The 20,617-nt window shown below is 51.8% G+C and carries 37 protein-coding genes; all 37 read left to right on the forward strand.

Going from position 1 to position 20,617, the window contains the following annotated elements; translation table 11 throughout:
- Nucleotides 1–12: 12 nt before the first annotated feature.
- The 37 genes from PJK55_RS00310 to PJK55_RS00490 all read left to right on the forward strand — a co-directional run bounded on the left by PJK55_RS00310 (nt 13) and on the right by PJK55_RS00490 (nt 20,475).
- Nucleotides 13–1,122, forward strand: coding sequence for a DnaD domain protein (locus PJK55_RS00310; protein ID WP_271304438.1), 1,110 nt, complete (start codon nt 13–15; stop codon nt 1,120–1,122).
- A complete protein-coding gene (locus tag PJK55_RS00315) occupies nt 1,119–1,268 on the forward strand; it encodes a hypothetical protein (protein WP_161777551.1) in 150 nt (49 codons plus the stop codon). Before PJK55_RS00310 ends, PJK55_RS00315 begins: the two co-directional genes overlap by 4 nt.
- Entirely contained in the window at nt 1,265–1,594 is a 330-nt protein-coding gene (locus PJK55_RS00320; RefSeq protein ID WP_271304439.1) for a hypothetical protein, read from the forward strand. Before PJK55_RS00315 ends, PJK55_RS00320 begins: the two co-directional genes overlap by 4 nt.
- Before the next feature lie 88 nt (nt 1,595–1,682).
- Nucleotides 1,683–1,940, forward strand: a complete 258-nt coding sequence (locus PJK55_RS00325; RefSeq protein WP_271304440.1) for a hypothetical protein — start codon at nt 1,683–1,685, stop codon at nt 1,938–1,940.
- Nucleotides 1,941–2,095: 155 nt separating this feature from the next.
- Nucleotides 2,096–2,554 carry a hypothetical protein gene (locus tag PJK55_RS00330; protein ID WP_271304441.1) on the forward strand — a complete coding sequence of 153 codons (459 nt, stop codon included), beginning with the start codon at nt 2,096–2,098 and terminating at the stop codon, nt 2,552–2,554.
- Nucleotides 2,551–3,093, forward strand: coding sequence for a Holliday junction resolvase RecU (locus tag PJK55_RS00335; RefSeq protein ID WP_271304442.1), 543 nt, complete (start codon nt 2,551–2,553; stop codon nt 3,091–3,093). The genes PJK55_RS00330 and PJK55_RS00335 overlap by 4 nt, the downstream gene beginning before the upstream one ends.
- Before the next feature lie 3 nt (nt 3,094–3,096).
- Nucleotides 3,097–3,495, forward strand: a complete 399-nt coding sequence (locus PJK55_RS00340; RefSeq protein ID WP_271304443.1) for a replication terminator protein — start codon at nt 3,097–3,099, stop codon at nt 3,493–3,495.
- A gap of 97 nt (nt 3,496–3,592) precedes the next feature.
- Nucleotides 3,593–4,330 carry a hypothetical protein gene (locus tag PJK55_RS00345; RefSeq protein ID WP_271304444.1) on the forward strand — a complete coding sequence of 246 codons (738 nt, stop codon included), beginning with the start codon at nt 3,593–3,595 and terminating at the stop codon, nt 4,328–4,330.
- A gap of 93 nt (nt 4,331–4,423) precedes the next feature.
- Nucleotides 4,424–4,930 (forward strand): dUTP diphosphatase, encoded by a 507-nt coding sequence (locus PJK55_RS00350; RefSeq protein ID WP_271304445.1) that lies wholly within the window; start codon nt 4,424–4,426, stop codon nt 4,928–4,930.
- Nucleotides 4,931–4,943: 13 nt separating this feature from the next.
- Entirely contained in the window at nt 4,944–5,075 is a 132-nt protein-coding gene (locus tag PJK55_RS00355; protein WP_271304446.1) for a hypothetical protein, read from the forward strand.
- Nucleotides 5,066–5,341 carry a hypothetical protein gene (locus PJK55_RS00360; RefSeq protein WP_271304447.1) on the forward strand — a complete coding sequence of 92 codons (276 nt, stop codon included), beginning with the start codon at nt 5,066–5,068 and terminating at the stop codon, nt 5,339–5,341. The genes PJK55_RS00355 and PJK55_RS00360 overlap by 10 nt, the downstream gene beginning before the upstream one ends.
- Entirely contained in the window at nt 5,244–5,555 is a 312-nt protein-coding gene (locus PJK55_RS00365) for a hypothetical protein (RefSeq protein WP_271304448.1), read from the forward strand. The genes PJK55_RS00360 and PJK55_RS00365 overlap by 98 nt, the downstream gene beginning before the upstream one ends.
- Before the next feature lie 89 nt (nt 5,556–5,644).
- Nucleotides 5,645–6,262, forward strand: a complete 618-nt coding sequence (locus PJK55_RS00370) for a hypothetical protein (RefSeq protein WP_271304449.1) — start codon at nt 5,645–5,647, stop codon at nt 6,260–6,262.
- Nucleotides 6,263–6,448: a DUF3797 domain-containing protein gene (locus tag PJK55_RS00375; RefSeq protein ID WP_271304450.1), complete on the forward strand. Its 186-nt coding sequence runs from the start codon at nt 6,263–6,265 to the stop codon at nt 6,446–6,448.
- A gap of 31 nt (nt 6,449–6,479) precedes the next feature.
- The gene (locus PJK55_RS00380; RefSeq protein ID WP_271304451.1) at nt 6,480–6,677 is read left to right on the forward strand and encodes a hypothetical protein; all 198 of its coding nucleotides are present in this window, start codon (nt 6,480–6,482) and stop codon (nt 6,675–6,677) included.
- A complete protein-coding gene (locus PJK55_RS00385; RefSeq protein WP_271304452.1) occupies nt 6,637–7,038 on the forward strand; it encodes a YopX family protein in 402 nt (133 codons plus the stop codon). The genes PJK55_RS00380 and PJK55_RS00385 overlap by 41 nt, the downstream gene beginning before the upstream one ends.
- Complete coding sequence (locus PJK55_RS00390; protein WP_271304453.1) at nt 7,023–7,247, forward strand: hypothetical protein; 225 nt, start codon at nt 7,023–7,025, stop codon at nt 7,245–7,247. Before PJK55_RS00385 ends, PJK55_RS00390 begins: the two co-directional genes overlap by 16 nt.
- A gap of 22 nt (nt 7,248–7,269) precedes the next feature.
- Nucleotides 7,270–7,542 carry a hypothetical protein gene (locus tag PJK55_RS00395; protein ID WP_271304454.1) on the forward strand — a complete coding sequence of 91 codons (273 nt, stop codon included), beginning with the start codon at nt 7,270–7,272 and terminating at the stop codon, nt 7,540–7,542.
- Complete coding sequence (locus PJK55_RS00400) at nt 7,539–7,904, forward strand: hypothetical protein (RefSeq protein ID WP_271304455.1); 366 nt, start codon at nt 7,539–7,541, stop codon at nt 7,902–7,904. The genes PJK55_RS00395 and PJK55_RS00400 overlap by 4 nt, the downstream gene beginning before the upstream one ends.
- Entirely contained in the window at nt 7,897–8,211 is a 315-nt protein-coding gene (locus tag PJK55_RS00405; protein ID WP_271304456.1) for a hypothetical protein, read from the forward strand. Before PJK55_RS00400 ends, PJK55_RS00405 begins: the two co-directional genes overlap by 8 nt.
- A complete protein-coding gene (locus PJK55_RS00410; RefSeq protein ID WP_271304457.1) occupies nt 8,198–8,713 on the forward strand; it encodes a hypothetical protein in 516 nt (171 codons plus the stop codon). The genes PJK55_RS00405 and PJK55_RS00410 overlap by 14 nt, the downstream gene beginning before the upstream one ends.
- A 324-nt stretch (nt 8,714–9,037) precedes the next feature.
- The gene (locus PJK55_RS00415; protein ID WP_271304458.1) at nt 9,038–9,175 is read left to right on the forward strand and encodes a hypothetical protein; all 138 of its coding nucleotides are present in this window, start codon (nt 9,038–9,040) and stop codon (nt 9,173–9,175) included.
- A gap of 152 nt (nt 9,176–9,327) precedes the next feature.
- A complete protein-coding gene (locus PJK55_RS00420; protein ID WP_271304459.1) occupies nt 9,328–9,921 on the forward strand; it encodes a hypothetical protein in 594 nt (197 codons plus the stop codon).
- Nucleotides 9,899–11,698 carry a phage terminase large subunit family protein gene (locus tag PJK55_RS00425; protein ID WP_271304460.1) on the forward strand — a complete coding sequence of 600 codons (1,800 nt, stop codon included), beginning with the start codon at nt 9,899–9,901 and terminating at the stop codon, nt 11,696–11,698. The genes PJK55_RS00420 and PJK55_RS00425 overlap by 23 nt, the downstream gene beginning before the upstream one ends.
- Nucleotides 11,699–11,935, forward strand: coding sequence for a DUF6148 family protein (locus PJK55_RS00430; RefSeq protein ID WP_200873982.1), 237 nt, complete (start codon nt 11,699–11,701; stop codon nt 11,933–11,935).
- A gap of 18 nt (nt 11,936–11,953) precedes the next feature.
- Complete coding sequence (locus tag PJK55_RS00435) at nt 11,954–13,534, forward strand: phage portal protein (RefSeq protein WP_271304461.1); 1,581 nt, start codon at nt 11,954–11,956, stop codon at nt 13,532–13,534.
- A gap of 16 nt (nt 13,535–13,550) precedes the next feature.
- Nucleotides 13,551–14,648, forward strand: a complete 1,098-nt coding sequence (locus PJK55_RS15165) for a head maturation protease, ClpP-related (protein ID WP_442899484.1) — start codon at nt 13,551–13,553, stop codon at nt 14,646–14,648.
- Between the two features lie 2 nt (nt 14,649–14,650).
- Entirely contained in the window at nt 14,651–15,022 is a 372-nt protein-coding gene (locus PJK55_RS00445; RefSeq protein ID WP_271304462.1) for a head decoration protein, read from the forward strand.
- 18 nt (nt 15,023–15,040) lie between these two features.
- Complete coding sequence (locus PJK55_RS00450) at nt 15,041–16,078, forward strand: major capsid protein (protein WP_271304463.1); 1,038 nt, start codon at nt 15,041–15,043, stop codon at nt 16,076–16,078.
- Between the two features lie 3 nt (nt 16,079–16,081).
- On the forward strand, nt 16,082–16,462 hold the full coding sequence (locus PJK55_RS00455) for a hypothetical protein (RefSeq protein WP_271304464.1): 381 nt from the start codon (nt 16,082–16,084) through the stop codon (nt 16,460–16,462).
- A gap of 5 nt (nt 16,463–16,467) precedes the next feature.
- Nucleotides 16,468–16,791, forward strand: coding sequence for a hypothetical protein (locus PJK55_RS00460; protein ID WP_271304465.1), 324 nt, complete (start codon nt 16,468–16,470; stop codon nt 16,789–16,791).
- Complete coding sequence (locus PJK55_RS00465; protein WP_271304466.1) at nt 16,788–17,357, forward strand: phage tail protein; 570 nt, start codon at nt 16,788–16,790, stop codon at nt 17,355–17,357. Before PJK55_RS00460 ends, PJK55_RS00465 begins: the two co-directional genes overlap by 4 nt.
- The gene (locus tag PJK55_RS00470; RefSeq protein WP_271304467.1) at nt 17,354–17,833 is read left to right on the forward strand and encodes a hypothetical protein; all 480 of its coding nucleotides are present in this window, start codon (nt 17,354–17,356) and stop codon (nt 17,831–17,833) included. Before PJK55_RS00465 ends, PJK55_RS00470 begins: the two co-directional genes overlap by 4 nt.
- Entirely contained in the window at nt 17,830–18,162 is a 333-nt protein-coding gene (locus PJK55_RS00475) for a hypothetical protein (protein ID WP_271304468.1), read from the forward strand. Before PJK55_RS00470 ends, PJK55_RS00475 begins: the two co-directional genes overlap by 4 nt.
- On the forward strand, nt 18,162–19,613 hold the full coding sequence (locus PJK55_RS00480; RefSeq protein WP_271304469.1) for a phage tail sheath family protein: 1,452 nt from the start codon (nt 18,162–18,164) through the stop codon (nt 19,611–19,613). Before PJK55_RS00475 ends, PJK55_RS00480 begins: the two co-directional genes overlap by 1 nt.
- On the forward strand, nt 19,613–20,128 hold the full coding sequence (locus PJK55_RS00485; RefSeq protein ID WP_271304470.1) for a phage major tail tube protein: 516 nt from the start codon (nt 19,613–19,615) through the stop codon (nt 20,126–20,128). The genes PJK55_RS00480 and PJK55_RS00485 overlap by 1 nt, the downstream gene beginning before the upstream one ends.
- 23 nt (nt 20,129–20,151) lie before the next feature.
- Nucleotides 20,152–20,475 (forward strand): phage tail assembly protein, encoded by a 324-nt coding sequence (locus PJK55_RS00490; RefSeq protein ID WP_271304471.1) that lies wholly within the window; start codon nt 20,152–20,154, stop codon nt 20,473–20,475.
- Nucleotides 20,476–20,617 lie beyond the last annotated feature (142 nt).

Raw genomic sequence — 20,617 nt, forward strand, 5'->3', positions numbered from 1 at the left:
GGAGTGAACGAAATGAGCGTTTATCGCACAGTACAGACAGACTTTTGGAAAGACCCGAAGATCATGGAGGATTTCACGCCCGAAGATAAGCTCTTTTATCTCTACCTCCTCACGAACCCGAACACGACACAATGCGGCATCTACGGCATCACGAAGAAGGAGATGGCCTTCCAGCTCGGCTATTCGACCGAGACGGTCAACGCCTTGATGGACCGGTTCATCACCTATCACAAGCTCATCGACTATCACGTCGAGACGAGAGAGCTCGTCATCTTCAACTGGGCGAAGTACAACTTCAAACGAGGGGGCAAGCCGGTGCAGGATCTCATCAAGTCCGAGCTCGCCAAGGTGAAACATCAGCCTTATATCGAAATCGTCGGAAAACATGTCCCGATAGACGGCATCCGACAGGTCTACGAATCGTACTACGTATCGTATGACGATTCGTGCCACGAATCGCATGACGAATCGTCGGACGAATCGACCCACCAATCGTGCAACGAATCGGCACACGAATCGTCAAGTCAAGAACCGCACAACGAAGCCGTTTTGACAAAAAAGGACGAATCGTACCACGAATCGTATGACGAATCGTCCCAAAAAAACGGACAAACAAAAACAAAAACAAAAACAGAATCAAAAACAGAAACAAAACCACAACCACAACAAGAAAAAGAGAAACCGACAAATGATGCGGTGGTGGCGGTTCAACTGAGCGACGTGGTCGCCTTCTTCGAACAGAACATCAGCACGGCGACACCTTACGTCATCAGCGAGCTCGAGGAGATGATCAAGGAGTCCTCATACGAATCGGTACGCTATGCCCTCGAGGAGGCGGTCGCCCGAGAACGACGCTCGCTCAACTACGTCAAGCGCATCGTCGACCGTTGCATCGCCCAGAAGCTGTTCACGTTCGACCTCATCCGTCTGGAAGAGTCACGTCGTCAGCAACGCCAGGGCGGCACGAACCCTGATGCCAAGACGCCGGAATGGCTCGTCGAGGAGGAACGCGAGTCCCGCGAGCATGCGGCACGCAAGAAGGCGGAACTCGAGTCGGAGGTGCCTGACGATGACGAGATCGAGACATTGCTGCAGGGACTGAAGGGCGGGACGAGCGCTTGACGCAAGACCGCAACGACCGAATCGAATCACTGGAACGCGAGATGCGGCGCTATGAGGCGAAGGGTGACGATGTCGTCGCCCGATGCCTGCGCCACTTCTCGGAACAGCTCAAACAAATCGAACGGAACAGGAGTGAACGAACATGAGAGCAACAGAGATGGATCCGCACGTCTCCTATCTCGCCTTCGAGGGTGAGACACCAAGACGCATCATGCGGGACGCGAAAGGACAGGTCTTCTCGTTCGAGTGGGTGGACCTCGGATATAAAGTGGACGGAAAGACGGTATCGGCCATGATCCCTGTCCTCCTATCGGCGAACGGACAGCTCGGCGGGGACTACCGCATCGAGCGCAAGTGGAAGAACAAGGACGTGTTCGACTACCCGGTCACGTCCGGACGGGCGGCGCTGACGATGCCACGGGCGGCCGAGCGCATCGTGAAATATCAGATGGCGGCGGGGAACCCGTTATGAACTACCTCGAGTCACGTGCAATCCAACGCAAGGCACTGCATCGCATCCAGTCGCAAATCAGACGGCAAAGGCGGAAAGGGGTCAAGGCATGGACGGAATCGTTTATCGCAAAGTGGAGGGGGACACGGTCCATCTGATCATCGTGTCCAAGAACATCACGCGGCACCGCGTCGAGGGAGGTGACCTGGTCGACGTCGAGAACTGGCTCTGCCCGATCGAGACGGCAGAGCTGCTCTACCGGGAACAGGACGAATGGTCACTCAACGGGGAACCGTACCGATCGGTGGTGACGAGGTGGAAAGAAAAGCACGAGGCACGAAACCGAGACGCCCGGACAAGGTCCTGAGGTACAAGGGCACCAAAGAACAATATCTGACGAGGATAGAAGGCACGCAGGTTGTCCATCAGTACATACCATATGCCACACATCAGGAAACGCAGCGACTCGTCGACCAAGGGTGGAGACGCCTATCAATCTAGCAGACAAAGGAGCAGGGGTGAATGGACCATATCGTCGACCAAAAACTATCGAAGACGGCGCGGAACATCGCGGAGCAGAAGCTGAACAACTTCTACACGCTCCCGATCCGCATCGACCACTTGGAGAGCCGGTTGGTCACCGCGACGACACCGAACTATCAGACGAGCGAGGGACAGAGCCATAAGGCGCCCTCGTCGCCCGTCGAGAAGGCGGTGCTCGCCAGGGAGGAACTCGACCACGCGCTCGCCGAACTGTCCGAGCTCGTCTATCTCCGGAAGCTACTCGAGGAGACGCAGCCGGAACTGATCCGCATCTGGGATTTACGATTCCGGAAGGGATTACGCAACACCGACGCCATCGTCATCCAGGAGCTCGGCTACGGGAACAGACAGAGCTACTTCAACGACCGGGACGCACTGCTCGGCAGGGTCGCCGACGTGTTCGGGCTCTGGGACGACCTGAGAGGTGGGAAACCATGAAGATCAGTCCACGAAACCGCGGGCAGCGATTCGAGCAGATGGTCGACCTGGCCAACCACACGTACCGCCTCAAACGGATCGCCCACGTCCGGAAGACGTTCCCGGAGTCGAAGATCCAGCGGGACAAGAAGGGGACCATCCAGAAGCACTGGTTCGAACGCTCAGGCGGGCTCGACTACATGGGCACCGTGGACGGCCGGTTCATCGCATTTGACGCCAAGTCGACACGGAAGAACTACCTGTCCGTCGACAAGGTGAGTGATGAGCAGTACACGGAACTGAGACGCGTGCTCGACTTCGGCGGGATGTCGTTCCTGCTCGTGCACTTCGAGCTCCATAGTGAGACATACCTCCTGGAAGCCGAGGACGCCCTCAGGTGGCGCAACAGCACCGAGCGGAAGTCTATCCCTATCGAATGGTTCCGCGAGCGTCCGAGCCATCGGGTTTACAGCCGGAACGGGCTCATCCTCGACTATCTGGACCCGATCCAGGAAGAACTGGCATTCAAATCAACCAAATCACACACATCGGAGGACTAAATCATGCACAAACACATCGACCTGAACAACTTCGCGGAAGGGGCATTGCTCGAACGCGTCAACATGGAGATCGGAAAGGTGCTCGAGAACATCCAAGACATGAACACCGACGCGACGAAGAAGCGCAAGGTGACGATCACGCTCGAAATCGAGCCCAACGACCGTCGCGAACTCGCCAACGTCGTCTCATCCGTCAAATCCACACTGGTACCGACGACCGCCGTGTCCGCATCGCTCATGATCGGCCATGACGGACGACAGGTCATCGGGCGTGAGCTCAAGTCGGCGATGCCGGGCCAATACATGGTCGACGTCGACTCAGGAGAAATCGTCAATGACGACGGGTCCAAGGTGGAAGAGCAGACCGAATCGACCGTCATCGACTTCCGGAAGACCAAGTAACCCGACGATCGCTTTGTTCATGGGTGAGGGGCTTCGGTCTCCCCCCCCGTGGACCATCTATCCAAAAAAATCGAAAAAGAAAAGGGAGCAAACTATCATGACAATTCTCAAAGACGCATTCGACTGGATCAAAAACCACGGGAAGGTGGATGAGCTGTATCACAAATCACAGACGTATGTCAGCCGCAGCGTCGAACGCCTGGAAGACCCGACGGCGAACACGGTTAAGGTCAACTCACTTCAATCGCTTGTGCGCTATGTTTTGAGCGAGATCGATGAGAACACGACGTTCGTGAAAGAGAACGACGGAGACAAATATCTCATCCATGTCGAGAGCCCGACGACGGTACATCTCTACGGCCGGTTGAACGACCAGGGACGCCGCAGCCGTTACGTCACATCGGAGGCACTCTTGCCACAATACCCGTTCGAGCGATTCCTCGACATGGAACAGATGAACATCAAGCTGCAGTCGATTTTCGTGAAGAACGATGACCGCGACGTCCTGCTCAAGGTATGTGGTTCCGTTGTCGAAGAGAACATCCAAACCCGCGAGGATGATGGTGTGTCTCAGATCATCAGTGCGAAGACGGGCGTCGCCACGATCGGCAAGGTCGCGGTACCGAACCCGGTCACGCTCGCACCGTATCGCACGTTCGTCGAGGTCGAACAGGTCGAAAGTCAGTTCATCTTCCGGATGAAGGAAGGACCGACGGCGGCACTCTTCGAGGCAGACGGCGGACAATGGCGCAACGCGGCCATCGAGAACATCAAAGATTTCCTGGCTGACGCGCTCAGCGAGGACGTCGAGAACGAACGCATCCTCATTATCTGATCGGCACGACCGACAACTGGATCCCCGGCTCTAACCGAATCGGGGATTTCTTCTACCCAAAAATCGAAAACAGGCTCAGAAAGGGGTCCAATCATGGCAGAAATGATACTGACACGCGAGCTGTTCCGTCACATGTGCGAGGAACAGGAGAAGCTCGACACACACATCTATCGAACGCGCGAAACGAAGGCGCCGTCACTGAAATCGCTCGACATCGCCTATACGAACGAAGCGAACGAGGCGATCAAGGAGCTCCAGAAAGACTGGAAGTGGTGGACGCACAAGGAACGGAACCGTGAGCGATTCATCAAAGAGATCGCCGACTGTTTCCACTTCGTCGCGAGCATGGCGAACCAGACAAGGACCGTCGGCTATTGCTATGCGGCCATCGACCATGAATATCAGAAGGTGTCCCGAGTCTCACGGGAATGCTATCCGCATGAGGACATCTTCTACAAAGCGGTCAAAGGGACGGTCCAAGAATCCATTGCCTCGCTGATCGCCATATCGGAGGCGCTCGGTGCCACGACGGACGAAATCATGACAGCGTTCGAGGACTCGCTCAAGAAGAACTACGGTCGGATGGCGACAGGCTACTGAGATGGGCGTGCTGATGATGTGGTCAGGGGTGATCGCCGTCCTATATGGTGCGCTGAACGGGATGAACGTCTTATCCGTATTCGCGCTCCTGACCCTCATCGGGATGCATGTCGACCGGAAGGAGGAACATGAACGATGGGGATGACACCGGACTGGAAGATGTATCGGGTGCACTATCTCGAGGACGGCACGGAGCAGTCGTTCGTGACCGTCGCCGAAGGGGAGTCGGGCTGTCGACGGAACTTGGAGCTCCTCAGGGGAGATGGTGCACGATTCATGCGAAACGAGGTATGGCAGAGAGGAGAGGAAAGAGATGGCGGAACAGCTGAACCGGCAACAGCGCCGGAAGCAGGAGCGAGAGTTCCAGTCGAAGCGGAAGAGCGCTTTGAGCAAACGGTACTCTGGGACTGAGGTGCAGAAGATCGTGTTCCAGACGATGCTCGACACGTTCGAGGCGTCGAAGTCGATGCATCACGATGCGATGCTGCAGGCGACCGAAAAAGTGAAAGGGGTCGGACCAGAACGGACGAGGCAACTGATCGAGCATTTCGATGAGGCGTTCGACGAATCCATCCAAGAGAAGGCGAAGGCGTTCTTGAACGGAACGATCGGTCGACACTCATGAAATTATGAGAATGAAACTTCAAATACAAGCCACGGTCTTTTTATCAGACATAGCAAAGCAAAGATAAATTTTATAGGAGGGTGATACAGATGGATCATATCGAAAAAGCAAAAACGGAAATTCGTGAAAGATGGTTCGAGAATCACAAGGTTAAATCAATCGAAGGTGAAAAGGGACTTCAACGCATTATTTGGGGCGCAGAAGGAACTAACATGTATCAAATCAACTACGTGTTAGCTGGACGGAACGTTTTTGTTAGTGGTGATTTGGGCGATGCTGTTTATTCTCTAACTTGTGCTGCAACTTTGGAAAACATCAAAGATTTCAACTTGTCATACTTCACTAAAAAATTGTCAACATCAGAACATCCTAAATATGATTTTGACAGTAAGTTGGCTAAAGCCGAAATCGAAGAGTATTTTATCGACATGTGTGATGTGAGCGATATAAACGACCTAGAAGAAGAGGACGGAGAGTTGTTTGCAGAATTGACTTCCGAAACAGAAGAATGGAGCACTTGTGATCAGTTTTCAACTGTCATTTACTCAATCTACTCAAATACAAGTGTTGACTGGTTTGATAGTGAATCCGCGTCCTATGTTTCTGATTGCGGCAAAAAACTTTCACACGCTCTAATTTCCTACTGGTTAGGGTTACAAATGGTCATTGAACAACTCGAAGCAAAGAATAATCAGGGAGGGGATTAAGTGAACGCTTTAAAAACGTTTGAATTAATTCAGAAGTACAGTGATTGTCCTTTGTGCGGTAATGACAAAGTCGGTAACGGCGCAGGTAAATTGATTGTTGAAGACGATAGATTTTATCGTTCTTGTAAATGCGGTTGGGAAGTAGAAACTGATGCGCAAGGTAACGAAAAACTAATCAATCAGTAAAATTATGAATTTTACAGACGGAGGACATCGCATGAAGCAACTGGCAGAACGTATGAAGTTGTTGAGGCACGAAGTCACGATGTATGACGAGATGATCCGATTGTTACAGGTGGAGCGGGAGACGAGGGCGCTCGAACTCGAGTCCCTCTCGAGCCGCTATGAATCAATGACCGACAAGGAGGGCGTATATGAACGACATCAGTTTCAGAGCATGGCACAACGAACGTGAATGGATGTATGAGGTCACGAGCATCAATTTAAAGACCGGGACATTGACCATCGAATACGACGAGATAAGTGAGCGTGTCCCGATGAAGGATGTCACCTTGCTGCCGTTCACAGGATTGTCCGATAAGGTAGGGCGGCGAATCTATGTAGGCGATATTGTAGAGTGCGTATTTGAACCATGGGAGACAGCTTATACCAGTCGAGTTCATATATCGAACGGTAGCGTCATGTTCGGTCCATTCCTCGCCAAGCGTGTTTTCAACAACAATCAATTTGTGGATGTTATAGGCAATGCGTTCGAACATCCGGAGCGCTTGAATAAAAACAAAGATGATGAGGTGGACACATGTCAGAAGTCGTGAAGATCGTCCAGCATCCGTGTCGTGAAAATCATGTGCAGATCTATTTCGAAGGAAACGTGGTCGCGGACGGGGTGAAATGTCCGAGCGGAAGAATCGAAGTGAGACCGAAAGAGAAGTTCTTCTCGCCTTATCATCGAACGTTCAAAGTGCTCGACATGCGACAGATTGAGGAATTGGTCCTCTTATCGGATGAATGGTGCAATCGATAGATTTTATCAAGGAGTGGATTGAATGAACTATTCGTTATACGGCAGGCAAAAGAAGAACCGTCGAAAACATCGACTCAATCGTGAAATATATTCATATGCAAGATGGACAGTATTGATTGAGGACAAACTTAGATTAATGAAGAATGCGCGTGAAGCGGCAATGGCGAACGGCATGACTCAAAAGAAATATAGACGTCGGAAAGTCGAAGGTATGTGCATCAAACGTGCCCACAAACTAAGTGGTGTGCAAACGGTACATACTTCCATTTCTTACAAAGAGGGTGCAGATAAGTGATGACAATGAAAACGCAAGAGAGACCCGAACATATGAACTCAGCTGATGACACACCAGTTCCTGTTCCTCACCGAGCGGCGAACCAACACAAGACATCGGCTTGTACGTCCATCCGACCACCCAAGTCGACGATCGTCCAAGACTGGCATATCGAGGGCAGACATCCCTCGATGGCCATCGGGGTCAACCCGGTCTATGCTGAATGGCTCAAGCAATCGAAGGCGAGACCTGGTGACGTGATCGATATCATCGGGTATCAGCTCTATCGCCGACGCAAGGGGTTACCGATGGAGAGCACGTTCCGTCATATTATTTCACATACAGCCAATCCAACAGGAAAAGAGGTGTCACGCCATGAATGATCACGAGAAGGATGCAGTAACCACATTCATGAGTCAAGTGGTGAAAGCAATTAAAAGGATCATAGATTTCACGTCGAAGTTGTGGAGTATGGTTAAGGAGTTTCACGACACCGCGGCCTCATCTATGACCGTTGCAGAGAAGAAGCGACCGAGGTATATCCGAATCCCGTCACGTACAGACCGAATGACCCGACAGTCGTCAGGGTCGCACATCGGCAACTCCCTTAAGATTGAACGGGCACACCAGACGGACCAACGACACCCGGCACTCAAACGAATCGGAGGAATCAGACATGGCAAACGATAAACATAGATGGATACTTGCGCCCATAGAGATCGTGTACTATTTCATCTGCTATATTGGCATCTCGCTGATCTGGCAACTGTACGAGTGGGCACGTTACGGGGAGGTGGCGCCCAACTGGTTCGATACAATAATCGCATGCTTACTCGCCTATGTGACCATCCTGCTGTATAAGCTGAACAAGGAGCTCAAAGTGAAGACCCTGACATTGAATGAATGTAAGGGGGCATATCGAGAAGCCGTTGGACAGATGGAAAAGATGTATGACGATAGAGCCCAACTCCTGGCTGAGCGAAACAAGACGCTCTTTGAGGCGGCTGAAGAGATCAAGCGGCTGAAGCAAGGGGACCGAGCTGAGCTCTTGTATGCATTGGAACGATATGTCGAGCCCGAGTTTTACTGCATCCTGAATGACAGAGAGGTCTTCGAGGTACATGGACCGGAAGATATACGTCCAATCGGGTCACTAGCACGTGAGAAACTATCCTCCGTTTTAAAAACATGATACGGATTTGATACGATTTTGATACGGATATGATACGCATTTGATACTCCACCCTTTGAAAAGCGTGTGATAATTGGGTTGTAGAGGAGCGCACACACGCCGCAAGTGACCGCGTCTCCTTGCCGTTCACTCAAAATTTAATAGTCCCTCCGGTCGTAGGGACACACTCAAGCCATCGAGCGGATTCGATGGCTTTTTGTATGCATCAACGACCAGATGAGCATATCCCCACTTCGGTCGCGGTCGAGTATCCCCGAACTTGGCCGCTAGGACCGATGGCTCATCTGGTGTTTGATGTACACAAGGGATGAGGGAGGGAACGACATGAGGAAGTACGGCGCCGAGTTCTATCAGATCAAGTGGATTGTCCATCCGATGCGAAAGGACAAGCGGACTGGTCCGACACGTATCCGAAGACGGAGCAAGTGGGCAAATTATTTGTGGGATGAACGAAATCGTTGATTCCTCTGAAAAGGCATAGGTTCTTTTTGGGGGTCAAAAATACCTACGGGTAGCTGCGAGCCCACGAAAGCGCTAGTTTTTTTCGCTAAAAGTTCGTTTCGCTTTCGTTATGTCGCTGTTGGGAAATAATCGTCAGAAGGGAGGTTGAAGCCTTGGCACGCAAGGATTCAGAGAAAAACACATATACCGTCACCACAGCCGAAATAAGCGAAATCTTCGGGATTTCAACGCGAAGGGTGCAACAGTTGGCGAAGGATGGGGTGTTCGTCCGGGTCGGCCACGGTCAATTCGACCTCCCGGCCTCAATCAATTCATTCATCGAGTATCGTCTGGACGACACGAAAGAAGAAGGTGTCCTCGATAAATCGACCGAAGAGGCGATGTGGACCCGGGCGCGGAGACAAAAAACGGAGCTTGAACTCCAAATCATGCGGGGCGACCTGCACCGATCGGAAGATGTGAGGCGGGTCATGAACGACATGCTCGGCGCATTCCGGGCAAGAATCCTCTCGATCCCGTCGAAATTCTCCCCTCGACTGGTCGGACTGACCGAGATTCCTCCGATTAAGGTGGTGTTGAAGCAGGCGGTCCATGAAGCGTTGGATGAACTGTCTGATTACGATCCGATGGTCTTTTATGATATCAGCAAGGACAAGATGCTGTTAGAAGACGCGGATGAGGTCACTTCCATCGACGAAGAACTGAACGGGGAGCCGGTGCGTCATGACGGCAAGTCGAAAAAGTAAGAACACCGAGTCCTTGTTCCGTGACATCGTCAAGAATACAGTAGCGCCACCACCAGATCTGACAGTATCGGAGTGGGCGGACGCCTATCGTAAACTTTCATCCGAATCTTCAGCGGAGCCGGGACAATGGCGGACGGACCGGGCGCCGTATCAACGTGAAATCATGGATGCGGTCAACGATCCGGAGTATGAGAAGATCGTTATCATGTCGAGTGCGCAGGTCGGGAAGACAGAACTCATTTTAAATACACTTGGATACCATGTCGACTTCGACCCGGGCCCGATCTTGGTCGTCCAACCGACGGTGGCGTTGGCGCAATCTTTCTCAAAAGAACGTCTCGCGCCCATGATTCGGGACACGCCAGCCATCAAACATAAGATCGCTGATGCAAAAAGCCGCGATTCCGGAAATACGACACTTCAAAAAGCGTTCCCAGGAGGCTACATCGTTTTGGCGGGAGCCAACGCACCATCCGGACTGGCATCACGCCCGATCCGAATCCTCTTGGCCGATGAGATCGACCGATTTCCGGTCTCTGCCGGTACCGAGGGTGACCCATTGTCACTCGCTGAGAAACGGACGAACAACTTTTATAACCGAAAAAAGATTTTTGTCTCCACGCCGACTATCAAAGGGGCATCCCGTATCGAGAAAGAGTACGAACTCTCGACGATGGAGGAATGGACGCTATCCTGCCCATCATGTGGCGAATACCAACCACTCAAATGGGCGCAGATCCATTTCGACAGCGAGTCGATGTCCTGTAGTTGCTGTGGATCGCTCCATGACGAATACGATTGGAAGCGTCGACCAGGTAAATGGGTCGCGCGGAATCCCGAGGCGCGAAGCCGGGGCTTTCACCTGAACGAGCTCGCCTCGCCCTGGAAGAAGTGGCGGGAGATTATCAACGATTTCCTCGACGCGAAAAAAAAGGGGCAAGAAGCGATGAAGGTGTGGGTCAACACCTCGCTAGGCGAGACGTGGGAGGAAGAGACGGAAGAGGTCGACACCGACGTCCTCGAAAATCGCCGTGAAGATTATGGGGCTGAGGTACCGGATCGAGTGAAAGTATTGACCGCAGCGGTCGACACACAGGACGACCGTTTCGAGGTCGAAGTGGTCGGTTGGGGAGCAGGTCGTGAATCGTGGGGGATTGAGTATCATGTCATTTATGGTGACCTCAAAACCGAGCGTCCGTGGCAGGAACTTGATGAGTACCTCTCGAGAACCTGGTCAAAAGCGGACGGGAAGCGATTCGGCATCGCAGTCACCTTCATGGACTCCGGTGGTCACTTCACAGGTGAGGTCTATCGCTTCACGAAAGCGCGTGAGAATCGTCGGATTTACGCTATCAAGGGTCGTTCCGATGCGAAAGGACAGTACACGCCTCTCATCGCAGGGTACACGAGACCGAAACCAATCAAGGCGGTGCTCGTCAGTCTCGGCGTGTCCGAAGGGAAGGCACGTGTCATGTCGAACATTCGTGTCCCAGAGATCGGTCCGAACTATTGCCACTTCCCTGAAGGTCGTGGGTATGACGGGAACTACTTCTTAGGACTGACGGCAGAGGCGCTCGTGACGAAATACGAGAAAGGTGTCCCGTATAAGGTCTGGAAGAAAATCCGTAGCCGAAACGAGCCACTCGATTTACGGGTGTACAATACGGCGGCGCTCGAGATCCTGAACCCCGATTTGAACGGTGAACGGGAATATGTCGTCGGGGGAACGGCGCGCAAGAAGAAAAAACGACGAAAGTCATCGAAAGGGGTGACGTAATTGAATGAAACGACTGGGGTCATGACCCTGCAACGTGCCAAGACACATCTCGAGGCATGGTATCAGGCGGACTTGGCCGTATCGACAGGAAAAAGTTATACCATCGGCTCTCGATCGCTCACACGTGCGGACATGGATGATATTCGACAGCAAATCAAATACTGGGAAGGACGGGTGGCCGCCTTGTCGACTAAACCAAGACGACGGGCAAAACGTATCGTGCCACGCGACCTATGAAGGGGGTGAACCATTGATATGAACTGGATAGACAAGACCGTCGCGTATTTCAACCCGGCGAAAGCGTTGAAGCGCGAACGGGACCGGCAACTCCTGACGGTCATGAACCGTGGATATGGGAATCATGGCGCCAGTAGCCGAAAGAGCAGCATGGCGGGGTGGGTCACACAGAACGGTTCGGTCATCGATGACATCGAGAAGAACATCCCGAAACTCCGTGAACGTTCGCGAGACCTCTTCATGGGAGCGCCACTCGCGACGGGTGCTTTGAAGACAATGCGGACGAACGTCATCGGCTCGGGTTTGCGACTCAATGCGCAAGTGGATGCCGATTATCTCGGCATGACGAGCGAGGAGGCGGACATTTGGGAGACGAAGGTCGAGCGGGAGTTCAACCTTTGGGCCGAATCGATCCATTGCGACATGCAGAGGATGAACAATTTCTATCAATTGCAAGGACTTGCATTCCTCTCATGGCTCATGAGCGGGGATGTTTTTTGTTTGCTCCCGATCAAGCCAAGAGCAGGCATGCCGTATGATCTGCGCATTCAACTGATCGAGTCCGACCGAGTGAACAGTCCGGACAACCTCGATCTCTCGAGCGGGAATCCAAAAGTGTTGAACGGGGTCGAGATTGACGGGGACGGCGAGGTCATCGCCTACCACATTTCCGAACGCCACCCGGGCGCCTATGCGCTCGAACAGAACAAGCGGGTCCGCATCGAAAAGTTCGGACGGAGCACGGGGCGACCGAACATCCTCCACCTCATCGAGATGGAGCGGCCGGAACAGCGGCGCGGTGTCCCATTGCTCGCGCCGGTCATCGAGACCATGAAACAACTCGCCCGATATTCGGACGCCGAACTGATGGCCGCGGTCGTCAATGCGCTCTATTCAGTGTTCATCACGTCAGAAGCGGATTCAGGTGACGGTTCGGACCCGTTCAGTAGCATCCCTGAAGAGGAGGAGGTGGACTCGGACAACGACACCACGATTGAACTCGGACCTGGTACGGTCCATTTCCTCGGCGAGAACGAAAAGATTCAGGAGGCGACACCAGGTCGACCGAACGCAAACTTTGACTCGTTCGTCACGTCGATGTGTCGTCAGATCGGTGCAGCGCTCGAGATTCCGTACGAGGTGCTACTGAAGAACTTCACGTCCTCTTATTCTGCATCACGCGGGGCATTGCTCGAGGCGTGGAAGATGTTCAAAATGAGACGCCAATGGATGGCAGAGGGATTTTGTCAGCCAATCTACGAAGAATTTTTGAGCGAGGCGATCGCGAAGGGGCGCATCGACGCACCCGGTTATTTTATCGACCCGATGATTCGGAAAGCCTATAGCGGGGCCGAGTGGAACGGACCGTCACAGGGACAACTCGACCCACTCAAAGAAGTGAACGCCGCAGAGAAACGTGTCGAGAACGGGTTCACGACCCGATCTGCCGAGACAGTGGCACTCGGCGGGGGCGACTGGTTCCGCAACCACAACCTTCGTGTCCGCGAAGAACAGGCGAGACGCGAGGCGGGCATGGCATCCGGTGTTCCAGATGAGACGAATCTACTAGATGGTACAGATGAAGAAGAGGACGCCTGAAAGGAGGTGAACAGGAATGAAGATTAGCATCAAGGGAGCCATCATCTCAAACGATGAGGCGTGGATTTATGAATGGTTCGGGATCGACCACACGACCCCGAAAATGATTGCAGACGCCATCGATAATTTATCGGACGAGGACATCATCGTCGAGATCAACAGTCCGGGCGGGTCCGTGTTCGACGCCTCCGAAATCTATACGGCATTGAAGTCGCATAAAGGCAACGTCGAGGTTCAAATCGTCGGACTTGCGGCGAGCGCGGCATCCATCATCGCAATGGCAGGCGACAACGTGTTAATGTCTCCGACGGCACAGATGATGATTCACAACGCATCGACGATATCGGCGGGCGACCATCGCGATATGAAACATACAGCTGATTTTCTGAAAGGGATTGACCGCACGATTGCGAATGCGTATGCCAAAAAGTCGGGACTATCGAATGAGAAGCTACTCGATATGATGTCGAAAGAGACTTGGCTCGGCGCGGACCAAGCGAAAGAACATGGTTTTATCGACGCGGTCATGTTCGAGAACGAGGCGCCGAAAGTCGTGGCGAATTTGACAGACTTAGGTAGCGGGTTGCTTCCACAAAATGTGATTGACAAACTGCGCAATGAGATGCCGAACGTGATGAAAATTGCGAATCAAGCACCTCAGCCGAATCCGGTACAACCGAAAAACGATGGAACGGAGGGAAATGAAATCATGAATTTAGAAAAATTGAAGAACGAACATCCTGAACTGTGTCGAGAGGTCATGAACCTTGGAATCGCAGAAGGGGTTAAGAATGAGAATGAGCGAATCAAGAACATCGACTCGCTGAAGAAACCGGCGGGCATCAAGAACGAGGAGTTCCAACAAATCATGAACGATGCAAAGGCGGACGTAAACGCCAATGCAGGAGAGGTCGCGATGAAGATCCTCAACCAGGCGGCCGAGGCGGATGCGACGAACCGACAACACTACCTTGATAATCGACAACAGGATGCGAACCCGATTAATCAGGTCAAAGGGACGCACGGTGGAGATGGGGCACAAGGTGATGGCGATGAGGTCAAACAGGCTGCCAATAAGATCGCCGAGAAATTCGGCAAAAAGGGAGGTAAATGAGCATGTTCCAATTAGTGAATGATGCGGGTGAACAGAAATTCGATGAACTCATCTTCGATGACAAAATTCCGTTCGTGACCAAATCGGTCAAATTGAAACAGGGGCAAGGCGTACTTCAACGAGGCACCGTGCTCGGAATCATCACTGCAACGGGCGAGGCGGTCGTCGTGGATTCGGCGAGCGCTGACGGGTCGCAGGAGGCGGATTGCATCCTAGCGGACACAATCGACACGACGGATGGCGCAGTGTCTTATGTCGCCTACGCTTCAGGGCGATTCAACCGCAAAGCATTGATCGTCGGTGGAGCCGACTCGGCGGAGGACCACGAATCACGCCTACGTGAACTAGGTATTTATTTGAAAGATAAGATGTGAGAGGGAGGATAAACAGACATGGACTTTTCAAACACTTTAACTCTATTGCAGGCAGTCGAGCAGATGCCGCCGGCCCGTTCGTTCTTGAAAGACACATTCTTCCCTGGTGAAGAGACATTTTTGACGGAGGAAGTTCTTCTCGACATTCGTAAGGGCAATCAAAAGATGGCCCCGTTCGTGGCACCGCGCGTCGGTGGTGTGACAATGGAGCGTCAAGGATTCCAGACGACAAAATACACGGCTCCTCGCATCGCCCCGCAACGCGTGACGACGATTGATGACATCAAGAAACGCGGTTTCGGCGAATCAATCGTGAGCGCACGGACGCCGGAAGACCGTCAGGCAGAACTTGTTGCGAAAGACTTGCAAGAACTTGACGCGATGATCACGCGACGCGAAGAATGGATGGCAGCACAAGTCTTGTTCTTCGGAAGCGCGATCTTGAAAGGTTACGTCGATTTTGAGAGCAAGAACTTCGTCGAACAACAGATCGACTATAAGTTCACGAATACCGAGACGCTTACGCTCACAGATCGTTGGGGCGAAGGAGCGGACATCTATTCCGATCTCGAAGAATGGCGTTTGGAGATCATCCAGAAGACGGGTATCGCACCTGCGGTCGTCGTACTCGGCCGTCAAGCGGCTATCAAACTCCGTAATGATGAGAAGATGCAAAAACTCCTCGACATCCGAAACATGAACTTCGGTCAAATCGAGCCGACGGTCCGTGGCGACGGCACGACCTTCATCGGTCGCCTTCCCGGCCTCGGGCTAGACTTGGTGACATATGATGCCTGGTATCTCGATGAAGACAACGTGTCGAAACCGTTCGTCCCAGAAGACCGAATCCTCATGGCACCTGCCGCACTCGGTACCTTTGCGTATGGGGCAATCACGCAGATGGAGCAGGACGAAAGCTTCATGACGTATGAAGGGTCACGCGTCCCGAAAATGTGGGCAGATCGTGCGAACGAAGTGAAGATGATGCGTGTCAGTAGCCGTCCACTGCCGAAACCGAACGATGTCGATTCGTGGTTCGTCGCGAAGGTGGTGTAAGCGATGGCGAAATTACGATTCATGACCCATACGCGTTATCAAGGAGAGCGATTTCGAAAGGATGACATCGTGGAGTTGAGTGAGAAGGACGTCAAGTTCTTGGTCGCAAACGGTCTCGCAGTCGCACACGTCGCTCTTGACGAAGAATCTACCAATGTCGGGACGGATGAAGGAGGTTCGACGGACCGGGTACCAGAAAAAATCGAATTGGCAAAACAAATCGACGAAGAATGGAAACTGGACGAGTTACGTGACGATATGGATGAGGTCGGTATCGTGGGCATTGACAAATCTCTCAAAAAGGCGGATTTGATCGAGGCGATCATCGAGAGTGGTCAGGCACAGAAGTTATTGGACCTGCTAGAAGACGAGGGAACGGAGTGAAGTAGATGTCTTTGTTCAAGGAGCAGTTGACGAGAGACGTGTCGACGACGTTCTTCAACCCGAATGAATTTTCGGAGACGGTGTCTTTCAACGGCACCTTGGTCAACATCACCTTCGACGAGGAGAGGTTGGAACGTTTTAATCGGAAGAATGACGAGGAGGGGCTTACGAAAGGTGAGCTCCTTTTTTATGCGGATGCGACCGCCTTCGACAAACGTCCATTCCGTGGCCAACGCCTCGCGTTCAAAGGACGTCCCTACGAAGTGATGGAAATCACGGATGAAGATGGTGTACTCATCATCGTGCTAGAAGGGGTGTCGGCATTATGATCACGACCAGCGTTACTGTTGATGAGCGCGCGATTGAATCCATCAAAATGAGACTAGGGTCGATGGAAAAGAAAGCGCCGCAAGTCATTGCGAACTCTCTCAACCGTGCAATGTCGAGCGTGGCCAAAGCGGTCAATGAAGAACTACGCAAGAACTATCATATCAAGACATCAGATATCAAACCGACAATCACCCGAACCCGGGCGAAGCGTAGCGACGTGAACGCGGTCTTGAAGAGTAGTGGTCCCGTCGTTCCATTAGACCGGTTTAAGGTGAGCCCGAAAACGGTCAACCCGAAACGAAAATCTCCAATCAAGGTTGCGGTTAAGAAGGGCGCCGCTAAACCACTCGGAGGAGCGTTCAATGCGGATATAAATGGTATCAAAGTATTTAAGCGAAGCTCGAAAAAGCGTCTCCCGATTGAGCGTTTGTTCGGTCCCTCGGTGCCACAGATGTTAAACCGTGAGGATATCCGAAATCGGATCGATGTCACTGGTCAAAAAATGTTCAATAAACGCATCGATCATGAAATCGAACGCATCTTGGCGAAGGGGGCGAGCACATGATTGCCATCTCGTTACAAGATGCGATTGTCGAGAGAATGAAGGTGATGTTTGCAGGGCGTAAATTCAAGAAGCCTTTGTTAGACGGGACGACCGGTGAAGGTGAAATGTTGATTTTCCCTCAGTCTCTCCCTGCGAAACAGAGTGAGTCAGACATTCAGTTCCCTTTCGTGATTGTGAAGCTGATGCATGGTCGCAAAGAAAAAGCAGATATACAGGCAAGGACGAGGATTGGATTTATCATCGGAATTTACGATGATGCGATAGACAACCAGGGATATCGTGATTTGGTGAATGTGATGAATGAAATAGTGAGTTCGCTCGAAGAATTCCCAATCTTAGGCGATATGTATGAACTCTCTTACCCACTAGAGGCATCCATTTATGAGGAAGACACCGCGCCACAATGGCTCGGTTCAATCGACACTTATTGGGATGCTCCGAACACGTTCAGAAAAGATGTGGAGGGATTAATATGACGGCACAAAAAAGTAAGAAAGAACAAGTTCCAGAGGTTCAATCGACTGAATCGAAGAAAAAAGAAGTCCAAGTAATCGATAAAGCCGAGGAGAATTCATCGACGATTGTCTATGTAGGTCCAGACTTAGAGTTGGTGCCTCAGTTCAGTGTATTCCACAACGGATTGCCTGATCATTTGAGAGAGAAAGTGAAGGCGCATCCGGTGCTCGAGAAATTGATAGTCAAGTTGAGCGAGATGCCTACAATCGAAGATCGATTATCTCGTGTCGGCAGCAAGGAATATCTTCTGTTCAATGCAGCGAAAAAACAATTAGGGAGTGATGCGTAATGGCATACAAACACGGTATCGACATCGTCGAAAACCCGACGTCGTTGACGCCACCGATTACCGCAGATTCTGCGGTACAAGTGGTAGTCGGAACTGCGCCGGTACATCTTTCAGAAAATATCTCGGGCGTGGTCAATCAACCGGTCCTTGCTTATAGTTTGGCGGAAGCGCAACGGAAGCTGGGATATAGTGATGACTTCAACGCATACACGTTATGCGAGTCAATGTACGCCTCGTTCCAATTGGCGGCGGTCGCGCCAATCATCTTCATCAATGTGCTAGATCCTGCGGTGCACAAGACGGCAATCTCGGCCAAAGCAGTTTCTTTAGCAAATGGAGAAGGAATCGTCGAAGACTCGGGTGTCCTGCTCGACACGTTACTCGTCAAGAGCGGTGCATCGACGTTAATCAAGGATGTTGATTACCTCGTATCGTTCAACAGTTATGGTAAACCGGTTATCGTGAAACTTTCGGATACGTTGGCTGACAATGCCTCGTTGACGGTCGACTATGACAAACTCGATTCGTCGCTCGTGACCGCCGAGGACATTATTGGGGGCTACGATGCGGTATCGAAGTCTTACAAGGGTCTTGAACTGTTGAAAGTGATTTATCCAAAGTTCAACGTGGTCGCCGGAACAATTCTCGCACCGGGCTTCTCGCATCTTCCGGAAGTCGGTGCAGTGTTGCAGGCAAAAACGAAAAAGATTAACGGTAGCTTCAACGCTATTGCATTGCTTGATCTTGATACAACGGCGGTGACATCCTACAACGAGGCGCAGGCATGGAAGAATTCCAACAGCTATAACAGCACACATGCCGTAGCACTCTGGCCAAAAGTAAAAGTAGGAGACAAGCAGATTCATTATTCGGCGCTCATGGGTGCTGTGATGGCGATGGTCGACGCGCGAAACGACTCAGTGCCGCACGAATCACCGTCGAACGAAGTCGTTGCCATTTCTGGCGCGGTATTGGCCGATGGTACCGAAGTATACCTTGATCAAGCAGAGGCGAATCATCTCAACGGGGTCGGTGTCACGACTTTGCTCAACTGGAACGGCTGGAAAACGTGGGGTAACAATACGGCCGCGTACCCAAACACGACGGATCCGAAAGATCGTTATGTCGCGATTCGACGAATCTTCAACTGGTGGGGCAATACATTCATCTTGTCCTACTTCGACAAGGTGGACGATCCGACCAACACACGTCTAATCGAGTCCATCGTCGATGCTGAAAACATTCGAGCGAATGGTTACGCGGCTCGTGGGCAAATCGCAGGGGCGCGCATGGAATTTCGTTCAGACATGAACCCGACTACCGATCTGCTCGATGGAAAAATCGTTTTTGTTCAACGCTTGGCAGGATTCTTGCCGGCGGAACATATCACGAACATTCTCGAATTCGATCCGCAGATGTTGACTAGCGCAATCTTTGGAGGTGCATCGTAATGAATTTTATCCCAGAAAAGGTCGTAAACTATAACCTTTACGACGATGTAGAAAAACTTCTCGGAATCGGGGCCGAGATGACGCTCCCGAACTTCGAGCCGTTGACCGAGACTATCTCGGGAGCGGGTATCCTCGGGGAATGGGAGAGCGTTTCCCAAGGTCACTTCGGCAGTCAGTCTGTTGAAATTTCTTTCCGAAATCTAGGGAGCCAAGCGATTTCCTTGCAACAGATGAAAGACCGGATGCTCGTCTTGCGGGCGGCGCAACAAGCCTATGATGTCTCGTCCGGGGGTATCCAGCATCGAGGGCTCAAGATTTCGATGAAAGGTCAGCCGAAAGGCTTGAACACCGGAAAAATCGCCGTCAATGCCAACACAGAGACGACGGTCGTGTACGAAATCATGTACATCAAGATCGAGGAAGATGGTAAGGTGCTTGTCGAGTTGGATAAACTCAATTTTGTTTATGTGCTCAACGGCGAGGATCAGTTGGCCGGAATTCGTAATTTAATCTAAAAAAATCTTAGGGGGAAATTGAAATGCCGAAAGTTGACAATGTATTGGCTGAAAAGGTTGAGAAAGAGGGCGTCATCGTCTTTGCGAAGCCCTTTACGTTTGAAGGGAAAGAATACGAACAGATTGATTTGTCCGGACTCGAGAATTTGACGGGTGACGATTTGCTGAAGGCAGATCAAGCATATACGGCATCAGGGAACTACTCACCTGTTCCGGAGCTGACACTCGCTTATGCCTTGAGCGTAGCGGCGACAGCGGCAGGCGTACCTCAAGAGTTCTTTAAACGCATCCCTGGTAAAGAGGCGTTGAAGATCAAGAACGAGGTCGTCCGTTTTTTAAACAACTAGGAGTCGCCGAAACAAAGGGGAATCGACTGGAAATCATCATTCAAGGGCGGACCGTGCGCAAAGCATGTGTCCGTCTTTCTTCTGTGTCACATACAGGATTGGATTATTTCATGCGATTGCCCTTGCGTGAACTCGTCGACTT

This window comes from Exiguobacterium sp. MMG028 (assembly GCF_027947425.1).
Taxonomy (GTDB): Bacteria; Bacillota; Bacilli; order Exiguobacteriales; family Exiguobacteriaceae; genus Exiguobacterium; species Exiguobacterium aestuarii_A.